Below are 17,210 nucleotides of genomic sequence, written 5' to 3'. Positions count from 1 at the left end.
GTGCGAGAATTGGACCTTTCGCCTGGACCGCCGAACGGTCAAGCCCGGATCCGCAAGATCGCCGCAGGACAGGCCCATGTACCAGCCGCCCCATTTCCGGGACGATTCACGCGCCGCGCAGCACGCACTGATCCGCGCCAACCCCCTCGGCCTGCTGGTGACCGCCGGCGCGGGTGGCCTGACCGCCAACCCGATCCCGTTCCTCCTGGACGACGACGGTCCCCACGGGGTGCTGCGGGGGCATCTCGCCCGCGCCAACCCGCAGGGTCAGGATCTCACCGCGGCAGAGGAGTGCCTGATCGTGTTCCAGGGGCCGCAGGGCTACGTCACGCCGAGCTGGTACGCGAGCAAGCGCGAGCACGGCCGGGTGGTCCCGACCTGGAACTACGCCACCGTCCATGCCTGGGGCCGGCCGCGGATGATCGAGGATACGGACTGGCTCGGGCGCCAGATCGCCGACCTCACCGCCCTGCGCGAGGCGTCCCGGGCCGAGCCGTGGGCGGTCGCGGACGCGCCGGCGCCGTTCGTCGCCGCGCAGGTTCGGGGCATCATCGGCATCGAGATTCCGATCACGCGGATCGAGGGGAAGTGGAAGATGAGCCAGAACAGGCCGGAGGCCGACCGGCACGGGGTCATCGCGGGGCTGCGCGCCGAGGGCGAGGCGGGTCTCGCCGGGCTGGTCGCCGAGCGGAGCGGGCTGTGAGCGCGCGCCTCAACGGCTTCGGCCAGCCCGTCGGCCCGGCGCTGCCGGACTGGAGCCCGCGCCCGCGCCCGCCGCGCACGCCCCTGGAGGGCCGCTTCTGCCGGCTCGTGCCGCTCGACGCCGCGGCGCACGCGGACGCACTCTACGCCACCTACAGGGCCGCCCCCGACACGCGCGGTTGGACCTATCTCGGCGACGAGATGCCGGAGAGCGCGGAGGCCTACCGGGCGCGCCTCGCGCGGCAGCAGACGAGCGAGGACCCGCTGTTCCACGCGATCCTGGATCACGCGAGCGGCGACGCCCTCGGGATCGCTTCGTATCTCCGGATCGATCCCGCCAACGGCGTGATCGAGGTCGGCCACCTCCACTTCGGCCCCCGGCTGCAGCGGGCGCCCGCCGCCACGGAGGCCATGGCGCTGATGATGGCCCGGGCCTTCGACGAGCTCGGCTACCGGCGCTACGAGTGGAAATGCGACAGCCTCAACGCCCCGTCCCGGGCGGCGGCGCTGCGGCTCGGCTTCACCTTCGAGGGCATCTTCCGAAACGCCGTGGTGGTGAAGGGCCGCTCCCGCGACACGGCGTGGTTCTCCGTCACCGATTCCGAGTGGCCGCGGGTGCGCGCCGGCTTCGCGGCGTGGCTCGACCCGTCGAACTTCGACGGGGCGGGTCGCCAGCGGCGCGGGCTCGCGGACCTGCGCGCCGCCGCGGGCTGAACCGGCTCAGGGGCCGCCGGCCAGGAACGCCTCCGCGCTGCGCAGGCTCAGCGCCATGATGGTCAGGGCCGGGTTCGCCGCGAGCGAGCTCGGGAAGGTCGAGCCGTCGCAGATCCACAGGTTGTCGATGTCGAAGCTGCGGCCGTGCGGATCGACGACCGCGCTCGTCCCGTCGCGGCCCATCCGGCAGGTCCCGAGCGTGTGGGCGACGCGCTCCAGCACCCAGACGTCGTCGGCCCCCGCCTCCTCCCAGAGATCGCGCATGATCTTGGTGGCGTGCGCGTTGAGGCGGTTCTCGTTGGTGCTGTAGCCGAAGCTGATATGGGCCTTGCGCATCCCGTGCGCGTCGGTCTCGTCGGCGAGGGTCAGCACGTTTGCGTCGCAGGGCAGCGTCTCGCCGTTGATGCCGATGCCAGCGAAGTGGTTGTAGCGGTCGAGGTAGTCGAGCAGCGGCTGCCCCCACAGGCCGCGCCCCCGCGCCGCCGCGTTGCCGAAGGTCACCGGCACCACGCCGAGGCTCTGGATCAGGTAGCCGCCGGCGAAGTCGGCACCGGCGCGGATGAAGTCCTCGGTGATCAGCGAGGACGGATAGCCCCGGTTCATGCGCACCTCGTGGTCGAAGGTGCCCCAGACCTGGGTCGCCACGTGCCCCATGTAGTTGCGCCCGATCTGGCCGCTGGAATTGGCCAGGCCCAGATGGAGCAGCAGGCGCGGCGTCTCGACCGCCCCGGCGCAGAGGAAGACGGCGCCGCAGCGCTGCCGCCGCTCCGCGCCGTCCTGCCGGTAGACCACGCCGGTGATCCGGCCATCGGCGCCCCGCTCCAGGCCGTGGACGAAGGCTTCGGCCCGGATCTCGGCGCCGCGGGCGACCGCGTAGGGCAGGTAGGTCACGTCCATGCTGGCCTTGGCGCCCGTGCGGCAGCCCTGGTGGCAGAAGCCGCAATTGATGCAGGCGTTGCGGCGGGGCCCGCCCTCGGACTGGAAGTCCCGCGAGACCACGGCGGCGGGCGCGTCCGCCCACCGGATGCCGCGGGCCTCGCAGGCCCGCGCCATGATCTGCGCCGGCCCGTTCCGCGGGACCGGGGGCAGGGGATAACGGCGGCCGGCATCCCACGGATAGCTCTGCGCGCCGGAGACGCCGAGGAAGCGCTCGACCCGCTCGTAGAACGGGAGCAGGTCCTCGTAGGACAGTGGCCAGTCGACCCCTTCGCCGCTCTCCGTGTGCAGTCGGAGGTCGCGGGCGTCGGCCCGTGGCACGAAAGCGCCCCAGTGCAGCGTCGAGCCACCGACGCCGGTCCCGCTGTTGTTCGCCCCGAAGGCCTCCGGGGTCGAGCCGCCGCTCAGCCGCTCCTCGGTCCAGTAGATCTCGTCGGCCAGCGTCTCGTCGAAGGCGAAGCGCTCCGGGGTGAAGTTCGGTCCGGCCTCCAGGGCCACGACCTTCAGCCCCGCCGCGGCGAGGCGCGCGAGGAGCGGCGCGCCGCCGGCGCCGGTCCCCACCACGACCGCGTCGACGGCCTCGTCCGCGCGGTAGGTCCGCATCCCCGCGAGGTTCATCGTCCCGCCTCCGTCCGCAGCGCCCGCGGCTCCCAGGGTTCCGGCGCGTCGAGTCCGACGGCGTGGAAGCCCGGCAAGCCGTCCGCGATCTCGCCCGGCCGGTCGCCGCCGGCACCGATGCCCGAGAAGCCGATCCGCGCCAGGGCCGCCGGGTGGCCGAGCCAGAGGCGGACCGCGTCGGCGCGGAGATCCTCGAACCAGAACCGCATCCGGTCGGCGTCGAGGCGGCCGCCGAGGCTCTCCGGAACCTTCAGCGCGGCGCGCGCGCACAGGGTGAGCAGCCCGTCCTGCTCGGCCGTGTCGAGGGTCACAAACGGGCGGTTGCGGGCGATGCGGGCGGCGGCGTCGAGCGTCCGAAGGGCGGCGCGGTAGGCCTCCGCGTCCGGCGGCAGGGCCGAGAAGCGCCAGCCGTCCCCGTCGCCGGAGGAAAGCCGCCGATCGAGGCGGGCGGCCAGATCGAGGTGCGGCACCGGCACGACGCGGGCGAGGGCGGCCCGCAGGATCGCGAGTTCCACCGGGTCGAGGGCCGCCGGCCGATAGGCGGGATCGCTCGGCGCGGCGCGCTCCGCGAGCGCCTCACGGAGGCGGCTGTTCACGCGCTCGGAGGCGATCAGCGCCGCGTAGTCCGGCGGCACCGCCGGGCCGGCCTCGACGGGCGGCCGGGGCCGGTCACCGAGATGGGCGCGCAGGTGGTCGGCCAGGGCCTCGGGCCGCTCCAGCGGCAGGAGGTGGCCGACGCCGTCGACGGTGACGAGACGATGGTGCGCGAGGTGGGGCGCCGTGAGGGCCCGCTGCGCGTCAGGCCCGAGGTCGGCATCCTCGGACCCCGCGAGGACCAGCGCCGGGGTGCGCAGGACGCCGACCCGGCGGCACCAATCCTCGTTGGCGCCCTTCTCGAGCCAGGCTTTCCAGGCGGCCGGCTCGGCCCGCAGGACGTCGGCCACCGCCCGCGCCTCGGTCTCGGGATCCAGGCCGTCGCCCACGTTGGCGCGCACGAAGGCCTCGGCCTCGCGGCGCCGGGTCTCGGGATCCGCGTCGATCCAAGCGAGCATGTCGGCGCGCCGGTCCTCCGGGATCGGCTCCGGGCTCGGCGGCGAACCGGAGACCAGGACGAGGTCGGTGAGCCCTGCCAGCCCCGCCTCGCCATCCTCGGCCCGGCGCGCGAGCGCCAGCGCCACCTTGGCCCCCATGCTGTGGCCGGCAATCGCGTAGCGCGCCGGAGCCCGCGCGCGGATGGCCTCGGCCACGTGATCGGCCATGGCGGCGACGGAGTAGCCCGGCGTGCCGGCGGCATCGCCGAAGCCCGGCAAGTCTACGGGCACGCAAGTCAACGGCGTCCCGTCGAGGGCGCGCGCGAGACGCTCCCAGCTTCGGGCACTTCCGCCCAGAAAGTGCAGGCAGAACAGGACTTCGGGCTCCGACATCGGCGAGACATCGCGCGGCGCCGGAATGCTTCAAGCGTACGCGACGCCGCATGGCCGAAGTCTTGTCTCGGACTCATTGGCCGAGTCGTGGCCGTGTGCGATCAGGAGCGTCGGAGGAGGCGGCGATGGCGGATCTCGAACAGGCCTGGCGCGTGGAGGAGGCCTGCCTCAACGCCTGGCCGAGCCCGCGCGAGCTCCTGGTCCACGGCTACCTGCTGCGCGCCGCCGGCGGCCGCTCGAAGCGGCAGAATTCCGTGAACCCCATGCGCGGGAGCGGCGCGCCCGGACCGGCCATCGCGGCGGCGCGCGCGATCTACGGCCGCCTGGGGCAGCGCCCGATCTTCCGCGTGCCGGCCATCGCCCCGCAGATGGAGCCGCTCCTCGCCGTCGGCGATTACGATGTGGTCGACGAAACCTGCACGCTGATCCGCGGTCTCGACGACCTGCCGATTGCGCCCGATCCGGCCGTGGCGGTCGCCGCGGCGCCCGGGCCGGACTGGCTGGCCCTGCGCGACGCGGTGAACCGCGCGGATGGAGCGGCCGCGCGGGTGTTCCGCGACACCGTCGCCGCCCTGACCCTGCCGCGGGCCTTCGCGGCGGCAGCGGCCGAGGGGGGCATCGGCGCCATCGCCTTCGGGGTGCTCGACCGGGAGCTGATGGTCATCGAGGCGGTGGCGACGCCCGAACCCCTGCGCGGCCGCGGCCATGCCCGGCGCGCGGTCGGCGCGCTGCTGCGCTGGGGCCGCGGGGAGGGCGCCCGGGCCGCCTGCCTGCAGGTCGTGGCCGCGAACACGCCGGCGCGGGCGCTCTACAGCGCCCTCGGATTCGAGCGCGAACTGTACCGCTATCACTACCGGGTCGGACCGGAGCCCGGCTGAGACGCGGGGGGTCGCGGGCCGGCCCTTACATCCGGCCGCGGCGACCGTTTCAGGCGTCGAACAGCGAGCCCTGCCGCGTCGGGGCGGGGCTCGCGCCGGTCCGCTTGCCGGCCGTCGCCGGCGCGGCCGCGCCGCCGCGCCGAGCGGGCTTCGCGGACGGGGATGGAGCGGCCGACAGGGACGGATCGGCCGTCCCGTCGGGCACGGCCGTCACGGTCCCGTCGGCGAATTGCAGGCTGAGGCGCTGTGCGGCCGCCGCCTCCGCGGCGCGGCGGACGGGCAGCCCCGCGGCGTCGCGCACCAGCACGTAGCCCCGGTCGAGCACCGCGCGGTAGCTGAGCGAGCCGAGCAGGCCCGCTAGACCGTCGAGCCGGTCGCGACGCCGCTCGATCCCGCGCGCGCCCGCCTGGGTGAGGCGCTCCGACAGGGCGAGGAGCCGGTCGGTGCGGCGCGCCTGCAGCGCCCGGGCCCGTTCCAGGCTGGCCTCGCGCGCGACGACGAGGCGGCGCCCGAGCTGGACCAGGGCCTCGCCCTTGCGCTGGACGTCGTTGCGCAGGGCGTGGAGCGGCCGGTGGTCGATCCGCGCCAGCCGGGCGCGGGCGTTGGCGAGGGCCACGTCGGGCGAGCGGCGAGCCATCCGGTCGAGGAGCAGCTGGAGCCGCGCGCGGTGGCGGCTCGCGCCCGCCGCCAGCGCCGGGGCGAGGCGCGCCTCGGCGAGGTCGAGCCGCTGGCGCTTGGCCGCCAGCAGGGCGTCGGCGCTCGGAAGGGCGCGTCCGAGGGCGCGCAGGTCCGACCGGTCGCGGTCGATCCGGCGCCCGACCGCCCCCCGGCCGCGGGCCGACAGGTCCTCCACCGTGGCGATCAGGTCGGCGCGGACCGGCACCGCCATCTCGGCGGCGCCCGTCGGGGTCGGCGCGCGGCGGTCCGAGACGTAGTCGATCAGCGTGGTGTCGGTCTCGTGCCCCACCGCCGAGATCAGCGGGATCGCGCTCGCGAAGGCGGCGCGGACGACGCATTCCTCGTTGAAGGCCCAGAGATCCTCGATCGAGCCGCCGCCGCGGGCCACGATGAGCACGTCCGGGCGCGGGATCGGCCCCCCGGCCGGGAGGGCGTTGAAGCCGCGGATCGCGGCCGCGACCTCCTCGGCCGCGCCGTCGCCCTGGACCCGCACCGGCCAGACGAGGACCGGACGGGGAAAGCGGTCCTCCAGCCGGTGGAGGATGTCGCGGATCACCGCGCCGGTCGGCGAGGTGACGACGCCGACGACCCGCGGCAGGTAGGGGATCGGCCGCTTGTGGTCCGGCGCGAAGAGGCCCTCGGCCGCGAGCTGCTTCTTGCGCTCCTCCAGGAGCGCCATCCAGGCGCCGAGCCCCGCGGGCTCCAGGCTCTCGATGACGATCTGGTACGAGGACTTGCCCGCGAAGGTCGTGATGCGGCCGGTGGCGACGACTTCCAACCCCTCCTGCGGCCGCTGGCGCAGGCGTCCGAACACGCCCTTCCAGACCACCGCGTCGATCCGCGCCTGCCCGTCCTTCAGGGAGAAATAGGCGTGGCCCGAGCCGTGCTGGCCGCGATACCCCGAGATCTCCCCACGCAGCCGGACGTGCCCGAAGGCGTCCTCGAGGGTGCGCTTCAGGGCGCCCGCGAGCTCGCCGACCGACCATTCCGGCTGGTTGGCGTTGAGCACGCTGGTCGGCGGGATGTCCGCCGCTTGCTGGGCTGCGGGGCGCGGGGGCGGCACGAGGGGCATGAGCCGACGCTAGGGGCCTCCGGCGGGACAGTCAAAGGCCCGCTGTGGAGACGGGATCGCTCGGCCGGCGCCGCGCCTGCGGCGCCTCTCCCTCGGCGAATGCCGCTCTCTTCACTCGACGGCGAGCTCGCGCGGCCGGTCGGAGATCGCCACCGGCGGGACGAGCAGCGACAGGAGCAGGGTCAGACCCGCCACGGCGAACACCGTCCAGAACGTGCCGTGCAGGGCGTGCTCCAAGCCGGCCCGGATCGCCTCGCCGCCGGCCCCGAGGCTTGCCGGATCGTCGAGCAGGCGCCGCAGCTGATCGGAGTTCACCGCCGGGCCGCTCGACGGGTTCGCGAGCCGGTAGTTCAGCACCGCGCCGAGGACGGTCGCGCCGAGCGTCGAGCCGAGGTTGCGCGAGAAGATGTTGGAGGCCGTCGCCGCCCCGCGCTGCGCCCAGGCGACGCTGTCCTGGATGATCACGATGGCGGCCGTGGACAGGAAGCCCATGCCGAGCCCCATCACGACCGAGCCGCAGGCCGCCACCGCCGGGGAGGTGTCGGGCCCGAGAGCCACGAAGGCGACCGCGCCGAGGGGCAGGAGCGTCGCGCCGACCAGCAGGATCGGGCGCAGGCCGAACCGCACGAAGCTACGCGCCGCCGTCGTGGCGCCGATCGGCCAGCCGAGCACCATCAGGGTCAGGGTCAGTCCGGCGATCAGGGGCGACTGCCGCATGACGCCCTGCACGTACATCGGCAGGAACGCCGTGAGCCCGATCACCGTCATGCCGGAGAGCAGCGTCGCGGTGTTGGCGGTCGCGATGGGGCGCTGCAACCACAGGCGGATGTCGAGCATCGGGTCCGGCGCGCGCCGCTCCTGAACGACGAACAGGGTCGCGGCCACCACGAAGGCCACCGCCGGCCACAGGGCCGCTTCGGCCGACTCGCCCGCCTCGGTCAGTGCGATCATCAGCGCCGCGATGGCGGCGGTGAACAGGGCCGCACCGATCGCATCGATCTGGCGCGGGCGGCGCTCGACGCCCTCGTGGAGGAAGCACAGGAACAGGCCGGCCGCGATCACGCCGATCGGCAGGTTGATCCAGAAGATCCAGGGCCAGCTCAGGTGGCCGATGATCAGGCCGCCGACCAGCGGGCCGGCGACCGACGAGATCCCCCAGACACTCGCGAGGTAGCCCTGGACCTTGCCGCGTTCCCGCACCGCGTAAAGGTCGCCGATGACGGTCAGGCTCACCGGCTGGATCGCCCCTGCGCCGACGCCCTGGATGAGGCGGAACAGGATCAGCGAGGGCATCGACCACGCGAGCCCGCACAGGAGGGAGCCCGCCAGGAACACCGCGATGCCGAACAGCAGGACTGGCCGGCGTCCGTAGAGGTCCGAGAGCTTGCCGAACACCACTGTGGTGGCCGTCTGCGTCAGCAGGAAGGACGCGAACACCCAGGCGTAGAGGTGAAGGTCGCCGAGATGACCGGCGATCTGCGGCATCGCCGTCGAGACGATTGTCGCCTCGATGGCGATCATGAACATCGACGCCATCACCGCGGCGAGGACCAGCGGGCGGCGCGTCTCGAGGGACTTGGGCATCGGGCCGATCTAGGCCCGCCGCGCCTGCACACCTAGCGTTGGCTCGGGCAACCGGCCTCTCCGCGGCGAGATCCGTGCGCGGGCGCACATCCGCTCGGCGCCGGCCCCGCGATGGGCGCATGGATGACGCGCCCCAATGCAGCACGTGCATACATAATGCGGAACGCCCCGGCGCGACCGACTCAGGCCTCCGCGTCGGCGTCGAGGTCCCTCCCGCGGGTCTCGGGCAGCAGGAACGCGGCGATCGTCCCGACGAGGCTGAATGCGGCGAGGTAGTAGGCCGGCGCGAGCCGGTCGCCGGTCGCGGCGATCAGCCAGTTCACCACGTAGTTCGTGCTGCCGCCGAACACCGAGACGGAGACCGCGTAGACGATCGACAACCCGGCGCTGCGCACCGCCCGCGGCAGGGCCTCGGGAATGCCGACGATCACGGCCGCCGCGTTGATGGACGACAGCGCCGAGAGCAGGAAGGTGACCGCGTAGACGCTGGCAGCGCTCGGCGCCCGCACCACCCAGGCGAAGGCCGGGACCGCCAGGATCAGGATCAGCGCCCGCGGCCAGATCATCACCGGTCGCCGCCCATACCGGTCGGCCAGCCAGCCGCCGAGCAGCGGGAAGATCACCGAGGCGAGCCCGAGGGCGATCGGCACGGCCGTGGCGGCGGTCTCGCTCAGGCCGAGGGTCGCGCCCGCGAAGACCGGCATGTTGGTGCCGACCGCGTTCGACACGGTCGAGGCCGCGATGACCAGGAAGGTCAGGCCCAGCAGGCGGCCGTGCTCGCGCAGGAGCCGGCCGACCACCGCCATCGTCGAGGCCGCCGCGTGCGGATCCTCCTCGGCGCCGGCGGTCTCGGGCAGGTGGCTGCGGATGATGAGGCCGACCGGTACGACGCACAGGCCGAGGGCGAACATCAGCCGCCAGCCCCACTGCGCCATCGCTTGGTCGCCGACCGCGAGCGCCAGGGCGGTCGCGATGATCCCGGCGAACAGGGCGGCGCAGCCCTGGCTGGCGATCTGCCAGCTCGTCACGAAGCCGCGCCGGTCCGGGGGCGCGGCCTCCAGCAGGAAGGCCGTCGAGGGACCGACCTCGCCGCCGAGGGCGAGGCCCTGCACGAGGCGTCCGGCGATGACGATGACCTGCGCCCAGCCGCCGATCGTCGCGTAGGAGGGGCAGGCGGCCAGCATGAGCATGCCGACGGCCATCAGCGCGATGGTGATCAGCATCGCGGGCTTGCGGCCGGCCCGGTCCGCGAAGGCGCCGATCAGCACACCGCCGATGGGCCGCATGACGTAGCCGATGCCGAACAGGGCGAGCGATGCCAGCAGGCTGTGGGTCGGGTCGTTCGCCGGGAAGAAGGCCTCGCCGATCGGCTTGGCGAAGAAGGCGTAGACGGTGAAGTCGTAGAATTCGAGGGCGTTGCCCAGGACGACGGCCCCGACCGACTTGCGGTCGAGAGTCGAATGATGCGCGCCGGGATGCGGTGCGGTCCGGGCGTCCATCAGCGGGCCGACCCGTCGACCGGGTGCTTGGCGAGACCGCCGGTCACGGGCGTCTCGCCCTCCGCCAGGGCCGCGTCGTAACCGGCCAGCCAGAGCGCGCGCGCCTCCGTCCCCTCCGCGTAGGGGCAGGCTTCCCGGGCGAGCTTTTTGGCGGGCGCGGCCCGGCCGAGGGCGCCGGCGTCGAGGTCGTTCGGTGGCGTATCCATACGGGCGCAGCTCCGTTCCAGTGGGCTGCGGCGCGATGTAGGGCGCGGAGCGCGCGCGTCGCCGATCTCAGTGACGCGTCGGATCCGCGTCGGCGGGCAGCGCCACGGCCTCGCTGAACGGGAATTCCAGCACGACCTCACCGTCGTCGTCCGTGACCACGAGGCACGCCGTCATCAGCCGGGCCTGATCCTGCGGCTGGCGCAGGGCGGCGCGGATCGTCTCCCGCGCAGCCTCCCAGGCCGCATCCGGATCCCGCAGCTCGATCCCGGTCGGGTCGGAGATGACGTCCTCGCCGATCTGCGTGTGGAAGAAGTAGCGCGGCATGGTCTTCACCGATTGCAGGAGTGCCGCCCCGGGCGGAGCGACCCACGACAGGTGGTGATAGCCGCGCGTCGGACCAGATGCGGCGCGCGCCCCTGCCTCGGCCCTCAGCCGTGCGCGGCGCGCGCGGCCGGCGCGGCCGGGACCGGGCGCAGCGCCCGCACCTGGCCGCTGGAACCGCCCGCGCGGTGCTGCTTCTCCATCGCCATGAGCGGCCGCAGCTCGGGCTCGGCGAAATCGAGGAGCTTGGCGTTGCGCCAGCGCGGCTTGCCGGAGCCGCGGCCGAACCAGCGGGGGCGCTCCTCCTCGACCAGGAGCACCAGCCGCCCCGTCCAGGTCTTCCGGAACCAGAAACGCCCTGTCAGAGACATCGTCCCATCCTCGCCGTCGAGCCGCCCCCGGTCTGGCCGCCTCAATAGCGAACTTGGCTGTTCGCGTACTGATTGAGGACGCGGGCGAACAGGCGCACCACCGATATCCACAGCGTCACGCCGGGGCTGCGGGGGGCTCGGGGCGCGATCAGTGCGCGATATGCCGGACCGACAGCGCCAGCACGACGAGCCAGACGAGCCCCGAGAGACCGAACACGAAGCCGCGGAGGATCGCCGCTTCCAGCGCCGCGTGTGCGGAGCGCGGCCCCGAAGCCCGCTCCCTCCGCGAAGGCTCGGGACGCGCCCGGACCGGGCGCTGCTCCGGCACGGTGAGCAGGCGGGTCAGGCTGTCGGGGAGCGGTCTCGGATCGGGCTGCACGGCAGCCGCGAGCCTAGCGCGTGACGCGCCCGCGCGACAGGCCGCTCGGAGCGTCGGCAGGCTCATGCCGGCAGGCTCAGGTCGGACACCGATTTGTCGCGCCCATACCCCATGCTACAGCTCGACCCCGGGCGGCCAGTCAGCCCGTCGGTCCGCGCGCATGTCCCTGCCACCTGTTCTGATCACCGGCGTGGCCGGCTTCATCGGGAACCAGCTCGCCCTGCGCCTCCTCGAAGAGGGCCGGCAGGTCGTCGGGCTGGACAGCGTCAACGCCTATTACGACGTGCGCCTCAAGGAAGCCCGGCTGCAACGCCTCGCGGATTTCCCGGGCTACAGCTTCGCGCGCCTCGACCTCGCCGACCGCGACGGCCTCGACGCGCTGTTCCGCCGCCACGCGTTCCGCACGGTGATCCACCTCGCGGCCCAGGCCGGCGTGCGCTACTCGCTCACCGATCCGCACGCCTACGCGGCGAGCAACCTCGTCGGCTTCCTGAACATCCTCGAGGCCTGCCGCCACGGCGGCGTGGGACACCTCCTCTACGCGTCCTCCAGCTCCGTCTACGGCGGCGTCACCGCGATGCCGTTCTCGGTGCACCAGAACGTCGACCATCCGCTCAGCCTCTACGCCGCGACCAAGAAGGCGAACGAGCTGATGGCGCACAGCTACAGCCATCTCTACGGCCTGCCGACGACGGGCCTGCGCTTCTTCACCGTCTACGGCCCCTGGGGCCGGCCCGACATGGCGCTGTACCTGTTCACCCGCGCGATCCTGGCGGGCGAACCGATCCGCGTGTTCAACGAAGGGCGGATGCTCCGGGACTTCACCTACATCGACGACATCGTCGCGGGGATCCGGGCCCTGGCCGACCGGCCGGCCGCGCCCGACCCCGCGTGGAGCGGCGCGGCGCCGGATCCCGGGACCAGCTCCGCCCCCTACAGGATCTACAACATCGGCAACAACGAGCCGGTGGCGCTCCTGGAGATGATCGCCCTCCTCGAGGACGCCCTGGGCCGCAAGGCGGAGAAGATCCTCCTGCCGATGCAGCCCGGGGACGTCCCGGCGACCTACGCCGACATCGACGACCTCGTGCGGGACGCCGGCTTCCGGCCCGCCACGCCCCTGAAGACCGGGATCGGGCGCTTCGTCGACTGGTATCGAACCTATCACGGGATCTGAGGGAACGGCGCCGCGCGCCGTCGCACGGAGCCAATCCGTTCACGCGGTGTTGAGTGGGGCGGCGGCCCGCAGCAGCCGCCAACCGGCCCCGGATGACGGCTATCCCAGACTGGGCCGTTGCGCGCGCCGGGCACATTCATTTAGAGCTGTTCCAGGCAGGCAAGCTCTGCCCGCATCGCTGCCCAAGCGGCGGCCAACAGGAGGAAATCCATGCGTTCACTCGTTTTCGGCGCCGTCCTTGCCGTCGTGATGCCTCTCGCCGCGCAGGCCCAGGACGCCGGCGACGCCGCGGCCGGCGAGAAGGCGTTCGCCCCCTGCAAGGCGTGCCACAACTTCCAGAAGAACGGCGTGGGTCCCGACCTGAAGGGCGTCGTCGGCCGCAAGGCGGGCACCTACGAGGGCTACAACTACTCCGCCGCCCTGAAGAACTCCGGCATCACCTGGGACGAGGCCAACCTGCACGAGTGGCTGAAGAACCCGAAGGCGAAGGTGCCCGGCACCAAGATGATCTTCCAGGGCTACCCCGACGACAAGAAGATCAACGACGTCATCGCCTACCTCAAGACGCAGTCCTGAGAGGCGAAGATCGGCACGAACCGGGAGCGGCCGCCCGGCCGCTCCCGGGGCTCCGGCCGCGTCCTAGTCGGGCGTGAGGCCGGCCTGCAGGCTCAGCCTGAGCGTGACGAGATCCTGAAGCAGGTCCTTGCGGCCCTGGATATCGAGACCGGTCATGCCCCCCGCCTCGTCGGGCAGGCAGGCGAGTTCCTCGCGCAGGGCCTCGCCGGCGACGGTGAGGAAGATGCTGACCTGACGCTCGTCGACCCGGTCGCGGGCGCGGCGCACACGCCCGGAGGCTTCCAGGCGCTTCAGGAGCGGCGTCAGCGTACCCGAATCCAGGAACAGGCGGTTCCCGATCTCCTTGACCGACAATCCGTCCTGCTCCCACAAGACCAGCAGGACGAGGTATTGCGGATAGGTCAGTTCGTGGCGACCCAGGAGGTTGCGGTAGGCGCGGCCGAAGGCGTGCGCGGCGGCGTAGACCGCGAAGCACAGCTGGTTGTCGAGGCGCTGCCGCTCCCGCTGCGAAAGCTGGTCGGCACGCGTGTGCCCCGCTCGATCCGGCTCGATGCCGATCTGCGAGGCCGTGGGGCCTGACATAGGAAAACTCTCTCTGGTAAAGGCTGGCTCGCGTACCGGTATGGCGAGGGGCTACTTCTAGGCAGTTCGCTAAACGTATACAATTGGGGCGACCGACCGAGAGTTGCCACACCATCCGCCCGGCAGCGCTCAGCCATCCATCAACGGATGCAGATCGCGGACCATCGCCTTCAGGCGCTCGTCGAGGACGTGCGTGTAGATCTGCGTCGTCGAGATGTCGGCGTGGCCGAGCAGCTCCTGGACGATGCGCAGGTCGGCGCCGTTCTGCAGGAGGTGACTCGCGAAGGCGTGGCGGAGCACGTGCGGGCTCACCCGATCCGGGTGGAGCCCCGCCGCCGAGGCCAGCACCTTGAGATCGCGGGCGAAGGCCTGCCGTGTGAGATAGCCGCTGTCGCTGTCGGCGGGAAACAGCCACGGGTTGTCCTCCGGCACGGCCGGAAGATGCACCGCCATCGCGGTGCGGGCCGCATCGGTCAGGGGCACGAGGCGCTCGCGGCCGCCCTTGCCCTTGACGATGAGGTAGCGCTCGCGCGTCGCGCCCGCCGCGCGGGGCAGGGCGACCAGTTCCGAGACGCGCAGGCCCGTGGCGTAGAGCAGCTCGAGCAGGCACGCCATCCGGCGCGCCCGCCGGGCCGGGCCAGGGGCCTGATCGGCGGCGGCGGCCGCCTGCGCCGTGGCGAGCAGCCGGTCGACCTCCGCGATGGACAGGACCTTGGGGAGCGCGCGCCCGCGGCGCGGACCGGACACCGCGACGCTCGGATCGCTCTCGGCGCCGCCCTCGGCGTAGAGGAACTTGTGGAAACCGCGCACGCAGGACAGGCGCCGCGCCGCCGAGGACGCCTTCAGGCCCCGGGTCTCGAGGTCGATCAGGAAGGCCCGCAGCGTGCCGGCCTCCACGTCGCCGAGCGCCGTGCCCGAGCGCGCGAGATAGTCGAGGTAATCGTCCAGGTCCCGGCGGTAGGCGCTCAGGGTGTTCAGTCCGGCACCGCGCTCGGCGGCCAGCATGTCGAGGTACTCGGCGACCTCGGGGCGCGGCGCCCGGGCGGCGTCGCCGCTGCCCTCCGGCCCGCTCAACGGTTGCCCGGCTGCAGCTTCGAGGCGGGGATGGTCACGCTCATCTCCCGCGGCGTCGGCTGGACGAAATGCGCGAGCGCGAACATGGCCGCGTAGACCAGACCCGCCAGGATCGCGAGGGTGGCAAAGAAACGGAACAGGGTCGGCACGTCGGTCGAACCTCGGGCAGACGGGCGCTGGCGGCGGGGAGGGGGCGGGCGAAGGCCTTCTCCGAGCCGCCGCCGATGCCCGGGTTCGACCACGTGAACGAGGCGCTGACAAGGCCCACGACGACACAGGGATGCGTTTCGCAGGCCGCTTGAATCGCGCTAAGAGCCTGCCGCAGGATGTGAGGCTGCCCGGGCGACAGGCGCGCGGGGGCCGGTGGAGAGGCGGGGACGCCGCACGGATGCGATGCAGGAGTCGATGCAGGAGGCCATGAGCGGGGAGGAGGCGGGGGAACCGATCGAGGCGCGTCTGCGCCGCGCGCTCGGCCTGCGCTCGATCGTGCTCGTGGGCCTGATGGGAGCGGGCAAGAGCACCGTCGGCCGCCGTCTGGCGAGCCGCCTCGGCCTGATCTTCAAGGATGCCGACATCGAGATCGAGGCCGCGGCCGGCCTGACGATCCCCGACATCTTCGCGATCTACGGCGAGCCGAGCTTCCGCGACGGCGAGGAGCGGGTGATCTCGCGCCTGCTGCGGGCCGGTCCGCTGGTCCTGGCGACGGGCGGCGGCGCCTACCTGCGCGAGGCGACCCGCGCGCGCATCGCGGAATCGGCGGTCTCCGTCTGGCTGAAGGCCGATCTGGACGTGCTGATGCGGCGCGTGCGCAAGCGCGGCAACCGCCCGCTGCTGCAGACCGAGGATCCCGAGGCGACGATGCGAGACCTGATGGCCGTGCGCCACCCGGTCTACGCCGCAGCCGACGTGATGGTCATCTCGCGGGAGGTCTCGCACGACCGGGTCGTCCAGGACGTGCTGGAGGCGCTGGATGCCCATCTCAGCGGCGAAGGATCCATCCCCGTGGCCGCCCAGTGAGACCCGAGCGAACCGATCCATGACCGAGCCCCGTCCGGACCTCCTGACCGTCCACGTGCCCCTCGACGCCGGCCGCGCCTACGACATCCAGATCGGGCGCGGGCTGATCGACACCGCCGGCACCGCGGTCGCCGCGCTTGGGGCCCGCCGGGCGGCGATCGTGACGGACGCGACGGTCGGCGCGCTCTACGCCGCGCGGCTGCGGACCAGCCTGGAGCGCGCCGGCCTCCAGGCGGGCGTGGTGACGGTGGCGCCGGGCGAGGCCTCCAAATCCTACGCAGGCTACGCGGAGGTCTGCGACGGTCTGCTCGCCCTCAAGGTCGAGCGCGGCGACCTCGTCGTGGCGCTAGGCGGCGGCGTGGTCGGCGACCTCGCGGGCTTTGCGGCCGCCACCCTGCGGCGCGGCGTGCGCTTCGTGCAGGTGCCGACGAGTCTGCTCGCGCAGGTCGATTCCTCGGTCGGCGGCAAGACCGGCATCAACGCGCCGCTGGGCAAGAACCTGATCGGCGCCTTCCACCAGCCGCGCCTCGTCCTGGCCGACACGGCCGCCCTCGACACCCTGTCCGAGCGCGAGATGCGCGCCGGCTACGCCGAGGTCGCCAAGTACGGGCTGATCGCCGATCCGGGCTTCTTCGACTGGTGCGAGGCGAACTGGCGCGGGATCTTCGCCGGCGGCCCGGAGCGCGAGCAGGCGGTCGCCGCCTGCTGCCGGGCCAAGGCCGCGGTGGTCACCCGCGATGAGCGGGAGGACGGCGAGCGGGCGCTGCTCAATCTCGGCCACACCTTCGGCCACGCCCTGGAGCGCCTGACCGGCTACGATTCCGCCCGCCTGGTCCACGGCGAGGGCGTCGCGATCGGGATGGCGCTCGCCTTCCGCTTCTCGGCACGCCTCGGGCTCTGCGCCGGCCAGGATGCGGGCCGGGTCGCCAACCATCTCGCGCTCGCCGGCCTGCCGACCCGTCTGCAGGCCGTTCCAGGCGGGTGCGGCGACGCCGAGGCGCTCCTCGACGCGATGACCCAGGACAAGAAGGTCCGCGACGGCGCGCTGACCTTCATCCTCGCGCGGGGGATCGGCCAGAGCTTCATCGCCCCCGGCGTGGACCGGGCGGAGGTGGCGGCGTTCCTGCAGGATGAATTGGCGTCGGACCAAGCCGCCTGACGCCCGCGAGCGCCGGCTGTGGCCTTGCCTAACGCAGGCCGGGCCGCTATGAGCCTGCCACGTCCGGCGCCGGTCACCGCGCGCCGCTGACGGTCCCGTCGGGGCCAGGGCCGCAATAGCTCAGCTGGTAGAGCACCTCATTCGTAATGAGGGGGTCGGGGGTTCGAATCCCTCTTGCGGCACCACTTCCCCCGGGCCTTTCCCGGAAGCATACACGAGCGAGCCGCTGGCCGACGGCCTGT

The 17,210-nt window shown here is 73.0% G+C and carries 19 protein-coding genes and 1 tRNA gene; 8 read left to right on the top strand and 12 right to left on the bottom strand.

Annotated elements, in window-relative coordinates; genetic code table 11:
- Nucleotides 1–76 precede the first annotated feature (76 nt).
- Both BM314_RS04040 and BM314_RS04035 read left to right on the top strand, forming a co-directional pair.
- A complete protein-coding gene (locus BM314_RS04040) occupies nucleotides 77–703 on the top strand; it encodes an FMN-binding negative transcriptional regulator (RefSeq protein WP_091977019.1) in 627 nt (208 codons plus the stop codon).
- Nucleotides 700–1,416: a GNAT family N-acetyltransferase gene (locus BM314_RS04035; RefSeq protein WP_091977018.1), complete on the top strand. Its 717-nt coding sequence runs from the start codon at nucleotides 700–702 to the stop codon at nucleotides 1,414–1,416. The genes BM314_RS04040 and BM314_RS04035 overlap by 4 nt, the downstream gene beginning before the upstream one ends.
- 6 nt (nucleotides 1,417–1,422) lie before the next feature.
- Here the strand turns inward: BM314_RS04035 and BM314_RS04030 are convergent, their stop codons facing one another.
- Nucleotides 1,423–2,970 carry a GMC family oxidoreductase gene (locus BM314_RS04030; RefSeq protein ID WP_091977016.1) on the bottom strand — a complete coding sequence of 516 codons (1,548 nt, stop codon included), beginning with the start codon at nucleotides 2,968–2,970 and terminating at the stop codon, nucleotides 1,423–1,425.
- Entirely contained in the window at nucleotides 2,967–4,394 is a 1,428-nt protein-coding gene (locus tag BM314_RS04025; protein ID WP_091977015.1) for an alpha/beta hydrolase, read from the bottom strand. The genes BM314_RS04030 and BM314_RS04025 overlap by 4 nt, the downstream gene beginning before the upstream one ends.
- 125 nt (nucleotides 4,395–4,519) lie before the next feature.
- Here BM314_RS04025 and BM314_RS04020 point away from each other — a divergent pair, with 125 nt between their 5' ends.
- Nucleotides 4,520–5,272, top strand: coding sequence for a GNAT family N-acetyltransferase (locus BM314_RS04020; protein ID WP_091977013.1), 753 nt, complete (start codon nucleotides 4,520–4,522; stop codon nucleotides 5,270–5,272).
- A gap of 49 nt (nucleotides 5,273–5,321) precedes the next feature.
- Here BM314_RS04020 and xseA read toward each other — a convergent pair whose 3' ends face one another.
- The 7 genes from xseA to BM314_RS03985 form a co-directional block, all read right to left on the bottom strand.
- The gene (xseA, locus tag BM314_RS04015) at nucleotides 5,322–7,022 is read right to left on the bottom strand and encodes an exodeoxyribonuclease VII large subunit (RefSeq protein ID WP_091977011.1); all 1,701 of its coding nucleotides are present in this window, start codon (nucleotides 7,020–7,022) and stop codon (nucleotides 5,322–5,324) included.
- A 111-nt stretch (nucleotides 7,023–7,133) separates the two neighbouring features.
- Nucleotides 7,134–8,606, bottom strand: a complete 1,473-nt coding sequence (locus BM314_RS04010; protein ID WP_020093438.1) for an MDR family MFS transporter — start codon at nucleotides 8,604–8,606, stop codon at nucleotides 7,134–7,136.
- Between the two features lie 182 nt (nucleotides 8,607–8,788).
- The gene (locus BM314_RS04005; RefSeq protein WP_020093437.1) at nucleotides 8,789–10,105 is read right to left on the bottom strand and encodes an MFS transporter; all 1,317 of its coding nucleotides are present in this window, start codon (nucleotides 10,103–10,105) and stop codon (nucleotides 8,789–8,791) included.
- Complete coding sequence (locus tag BM314_RS04000) at nucleotides 10,105–10,311, bottom strand: ribosome modulation factor (protein ID WP_091977010.1); 207 nt, start codon at nucleotides 10,309–10,311, stop codon at nucleotides 10,105–10,107. Before BM314_RS04000 ends, BM314_RS04005 begins: the two co-directional genes overlap by 1 nt.
- Nucleotides 10,312–10,378: 67 nt before the next feature.
- Nucleotides 10,379–10,636: a DUF6894 family protein gene (locus BM314_RS03995; protein WP_020093435.1), complete on the bottom strand. Its 258-nt coding sequence runs from the start codon at nucleotides 10,634–10,636 to the stop codon at nucleotides 10,379–10,381.
- 104 nt (nucleotides 10,637–10,740) lie between these two features.
- Entirely contained in the window at nucleotides 10,741–11,004 is a 264-nt protein-coding gene (locus BM314_RS03990) for a hypothetical protein (protein ID WP_091977008.1), read from the bottom strand.
- 148 nt (nucleotides 11,005–11,152) lie between these two features.
- Nucleotides 11,153–11,383 carry a hypothetical protein gene (locus BM314_RS03985; protein ID WP_091977145.1) on the bottom strand — a complete coding sequence of 77 codons (231 nt, stop codon included), beginning with the start codon at nucleotides 11,381–11,383 and terminating at the stop codon, nucleotides 11,153–11,155.
- 160 nt (nucleotides 11,384–11,543) lie between these two features.
- Here BM314_RS03985 and BM314_RS03980 point away from each other — a divergent pair, with 160 nt between their 5' ends.
- Both BM314_RS03980 and BM314_RS03975 read left to right on the top strand, forming a co-directional pair.
- A complete protein-coding gene (locus BM314_RS03980; protein WP_091977006.1) occupies nucleotides 11,544–12,560 on the top strand; it encodes an NAD-dependent epimerase in 1,017 nt (338 codons plus the stop codon).
- Nucleotides 12,561–12,770: 210 nt separating this feature from the next.
- A complete protein-coding gene (locus BM314_RS03975; RefSeq protein WP_020093431.1) occupies nucleotides 12,771–13,136 on the top strand; it encodes a c-type cytochrome in 366 nt (121 codons plus the stop codon).
- A gap of 63 nt (nucleotides 13,137–13,199) precedes the next feature.
- Here BM314_RS03975 and BM314_RS03970 read toward each other — a convergent pair whose 3' ends face one another.
- From BM314_RS03970 to BM314_RS03960, 3 genes are all read right to left on the bottom strand, one after another.
- Nucleotides 13,200–13,718: a MarR family winged helix-turn-helix transcriptional regulator gene (locus tag BM314_RS03970; RefSeq protein ID WP_170868032.1), complete on the bottom strand. Its 519-nt coding sequence runs from the start codon at nucleotides 13,716–13,718 to the stop codon at nucleotides 13,200–13,202.
- A 129-nt stretch (nucleotides 13,719–13,847) separates the two neighbouring features.
- Complete coding sequence (locus BM314_RS03965) at nucleotides 13,848–14,792, bottom strand: site-specific tyrosine recombinase XerD (RefSeq protein WP_091977005.1); 945 nt, start codon at nucleotides 14,790–14,792, stop codon at nucleotides 13,848–13,850.
- Nucleotides 14,789–14,941: a hypothetical protein gene (locus BM314_RS03960; RefSeq protein ID WP_012317685.1), complete on the bottom strand. Its 153-nt coding sequence runs from the start codon at nucleotides 14,939–14,941 to the stop codon at nucleotides 14,789–14,791. The genes BM314_RS03965 and BM314_RS03960 overlap by 4 nt, the downstream gene beginning before the upstream one ends.
- 244 nt (nucleotides 14,942–15,185) lie before the next feature.
- Here BM314_RS03960 and BM314_RS03955 point away from each other — a divergent pair, with 244 nt between their 5' ends.
- The 3 genes from BM314_RS03955 (at nucleotide 15,186) to BM314_RS03945 (ending at nucleotide 17,153) form a co-directional block, all read left to right on the top strand.
- Nucleotides 15,186–15,809, top strand: coding sequence for a shikimate kinase (locus BM314_RS03955; protein WP_020093428.1), 624 nt, complete (start codon nucleotides 15,186–15,188; stop codon nucleotides 15,807–15,809).
- 19 nt (nucleotides 15,810–15,828) lie between these two features.
- The gene (gene aroB, locus BM314_RS03950) at nucleotides 15,829–16,968 is read left to right on the top strand and encodes a 3-dehydroquinate synthase (RefSeq protein WP_020093427.1); all 1,140 of its coding nucleotides are present in this window, start codon (nucleotides 15,829–15,831) and stop codon (nucleotides 16,966–16,968) included.
- A gap of 109 nt (nucleotides 16,969–17,077) precedes the next feature.
- Nucleotides 17,078–17,153 (top strand) — tRNA-Thr (locus BM314_RS03945).
- The last annotated feature ends 57 nt before the right edge of the window (nucleotides 17,154–17,210 follow it).

This window comes from Methylobacterium sp. 13MFTsu3.1M2, from assembly GCF_900112625.1.
GTDB lineage: Bacteria > Pseudomonadota > Alphaproteobacteria > Rhizobiales > Beijerinckiaceae > Methylobacterium.
This window is presented reverse-complemented; position numbering and strand designations above follow the sequence as displayed.

Excerpts from the sequence above, each read along its gene's own strand:
- xseA (WP_091977011.1), bottom strand. The coding sequence starts at position 7,022 with ATGCCCCTCGTGCCGCCCCCGCGCCCCGCAGCCCAGCAAGCGGCGGAC.
- BM314_RS03975 (WP_020093431.1), top strand. The coding sequence starts at position 12,771 with ATGCGTTCACTCGTTTTCGGCGCCGTCCTTGCCGTCGTGATGCCTCTC.
- BM314_RS03980 (WP_091977006.1), top strand. The coding sequence starts at position 11,544 with ATGTCCCTGCCACCTGTTCTGATCACCGGCGTGGCCGGCTTCATCGGG.
- BM314_RS04020 (WP_091977013.1), top strand. The coding sequence starts at position 4,520 with ATGGCGGATCTCGAACAGGCCTGGCGCGTGGAGGAGGCCTGCCTCAAC.
- BM314_RS04010 (WP_020093438.1), bottom strand. The coding sequence starts at position 8,606 with ATGCCCAAGTCCCTCGAGACGCGCCGCCCGCTGGTCCTCGCCGCGGTG.
- BM314_RS04040 (WP_091977019.1), top strand. The coding sequence starts at position 77 with ATGTACCAGCCGCCCCATTTCCGGGACGATTCACGCGCCGCGCAGCAC.
- BM314_RS04030 (WP_091977016.1), bottom strand. The coding sequence starts at position 2,970 with ATGAACCTCGCGGGGATGCGGACCTACCGCGCGGACGAGGCCGTCGAC.
- BM314_RS03990 (WP_091977008.1), bottom strand. The coding sequence starts at position 11,004 with ATGTCTCTGACAGGGCGTTTCTGGTTCCGGAAGACCTGGACGGGGCGG.
- BM314_RS04025 (WP_091977015.1), bottom strand. The coding sequence starts at position 4,394 with ATGTCGGAGCCCGAAGTCCTGTTCTGCCTGCACTTTCTGGGCGGAAGT.
- BM314_RS04005 (WP_020093437.1), bottom strand. The coding sequence starts at position 10,105 with ATGGACGCCCGGACCGCACCGCATCCCGGCGCGCATCATTCGACTCTC.
- BM314_RS04000 (WP_091977010.1), bottom strand. The coding sequence starts at position 10,311 with ATGGATACGCCACCGAACGACCTCGACGCCGGCGCCCTCGGCCGGGCC.
- BM314_RS03955 (WP_020093428.1), top strand. The coding sequence starts at position 15,186 with ATGCAGGAGTCGATGCAGGAGGCCATGAGCGGGGAGGAGGCGGGGGAA.
- BM314_RS03970 (WP_170868032.1), bottom strand. The coding sequence starts at position 13,718 with ATGTCAGGCCCCACGGCCTCGCAGATCGGCATCGAGCCGGATCGAGCG.
- BM314_RS03995 (WP_020093435.1), bottom strand. The coding sequence starts at position 10,636 with ATGCCGCGCTACTTCTTCCACACGCAGATCGGCGAGGACGTCATCTCC.
- aroB (WP_020093427.1), top strand. The coding sequence starts at position 15,829 with ATGACCGAGCCCCGTCCGGACCTCCTGACCGTCCACGTGCCCCTCGAC.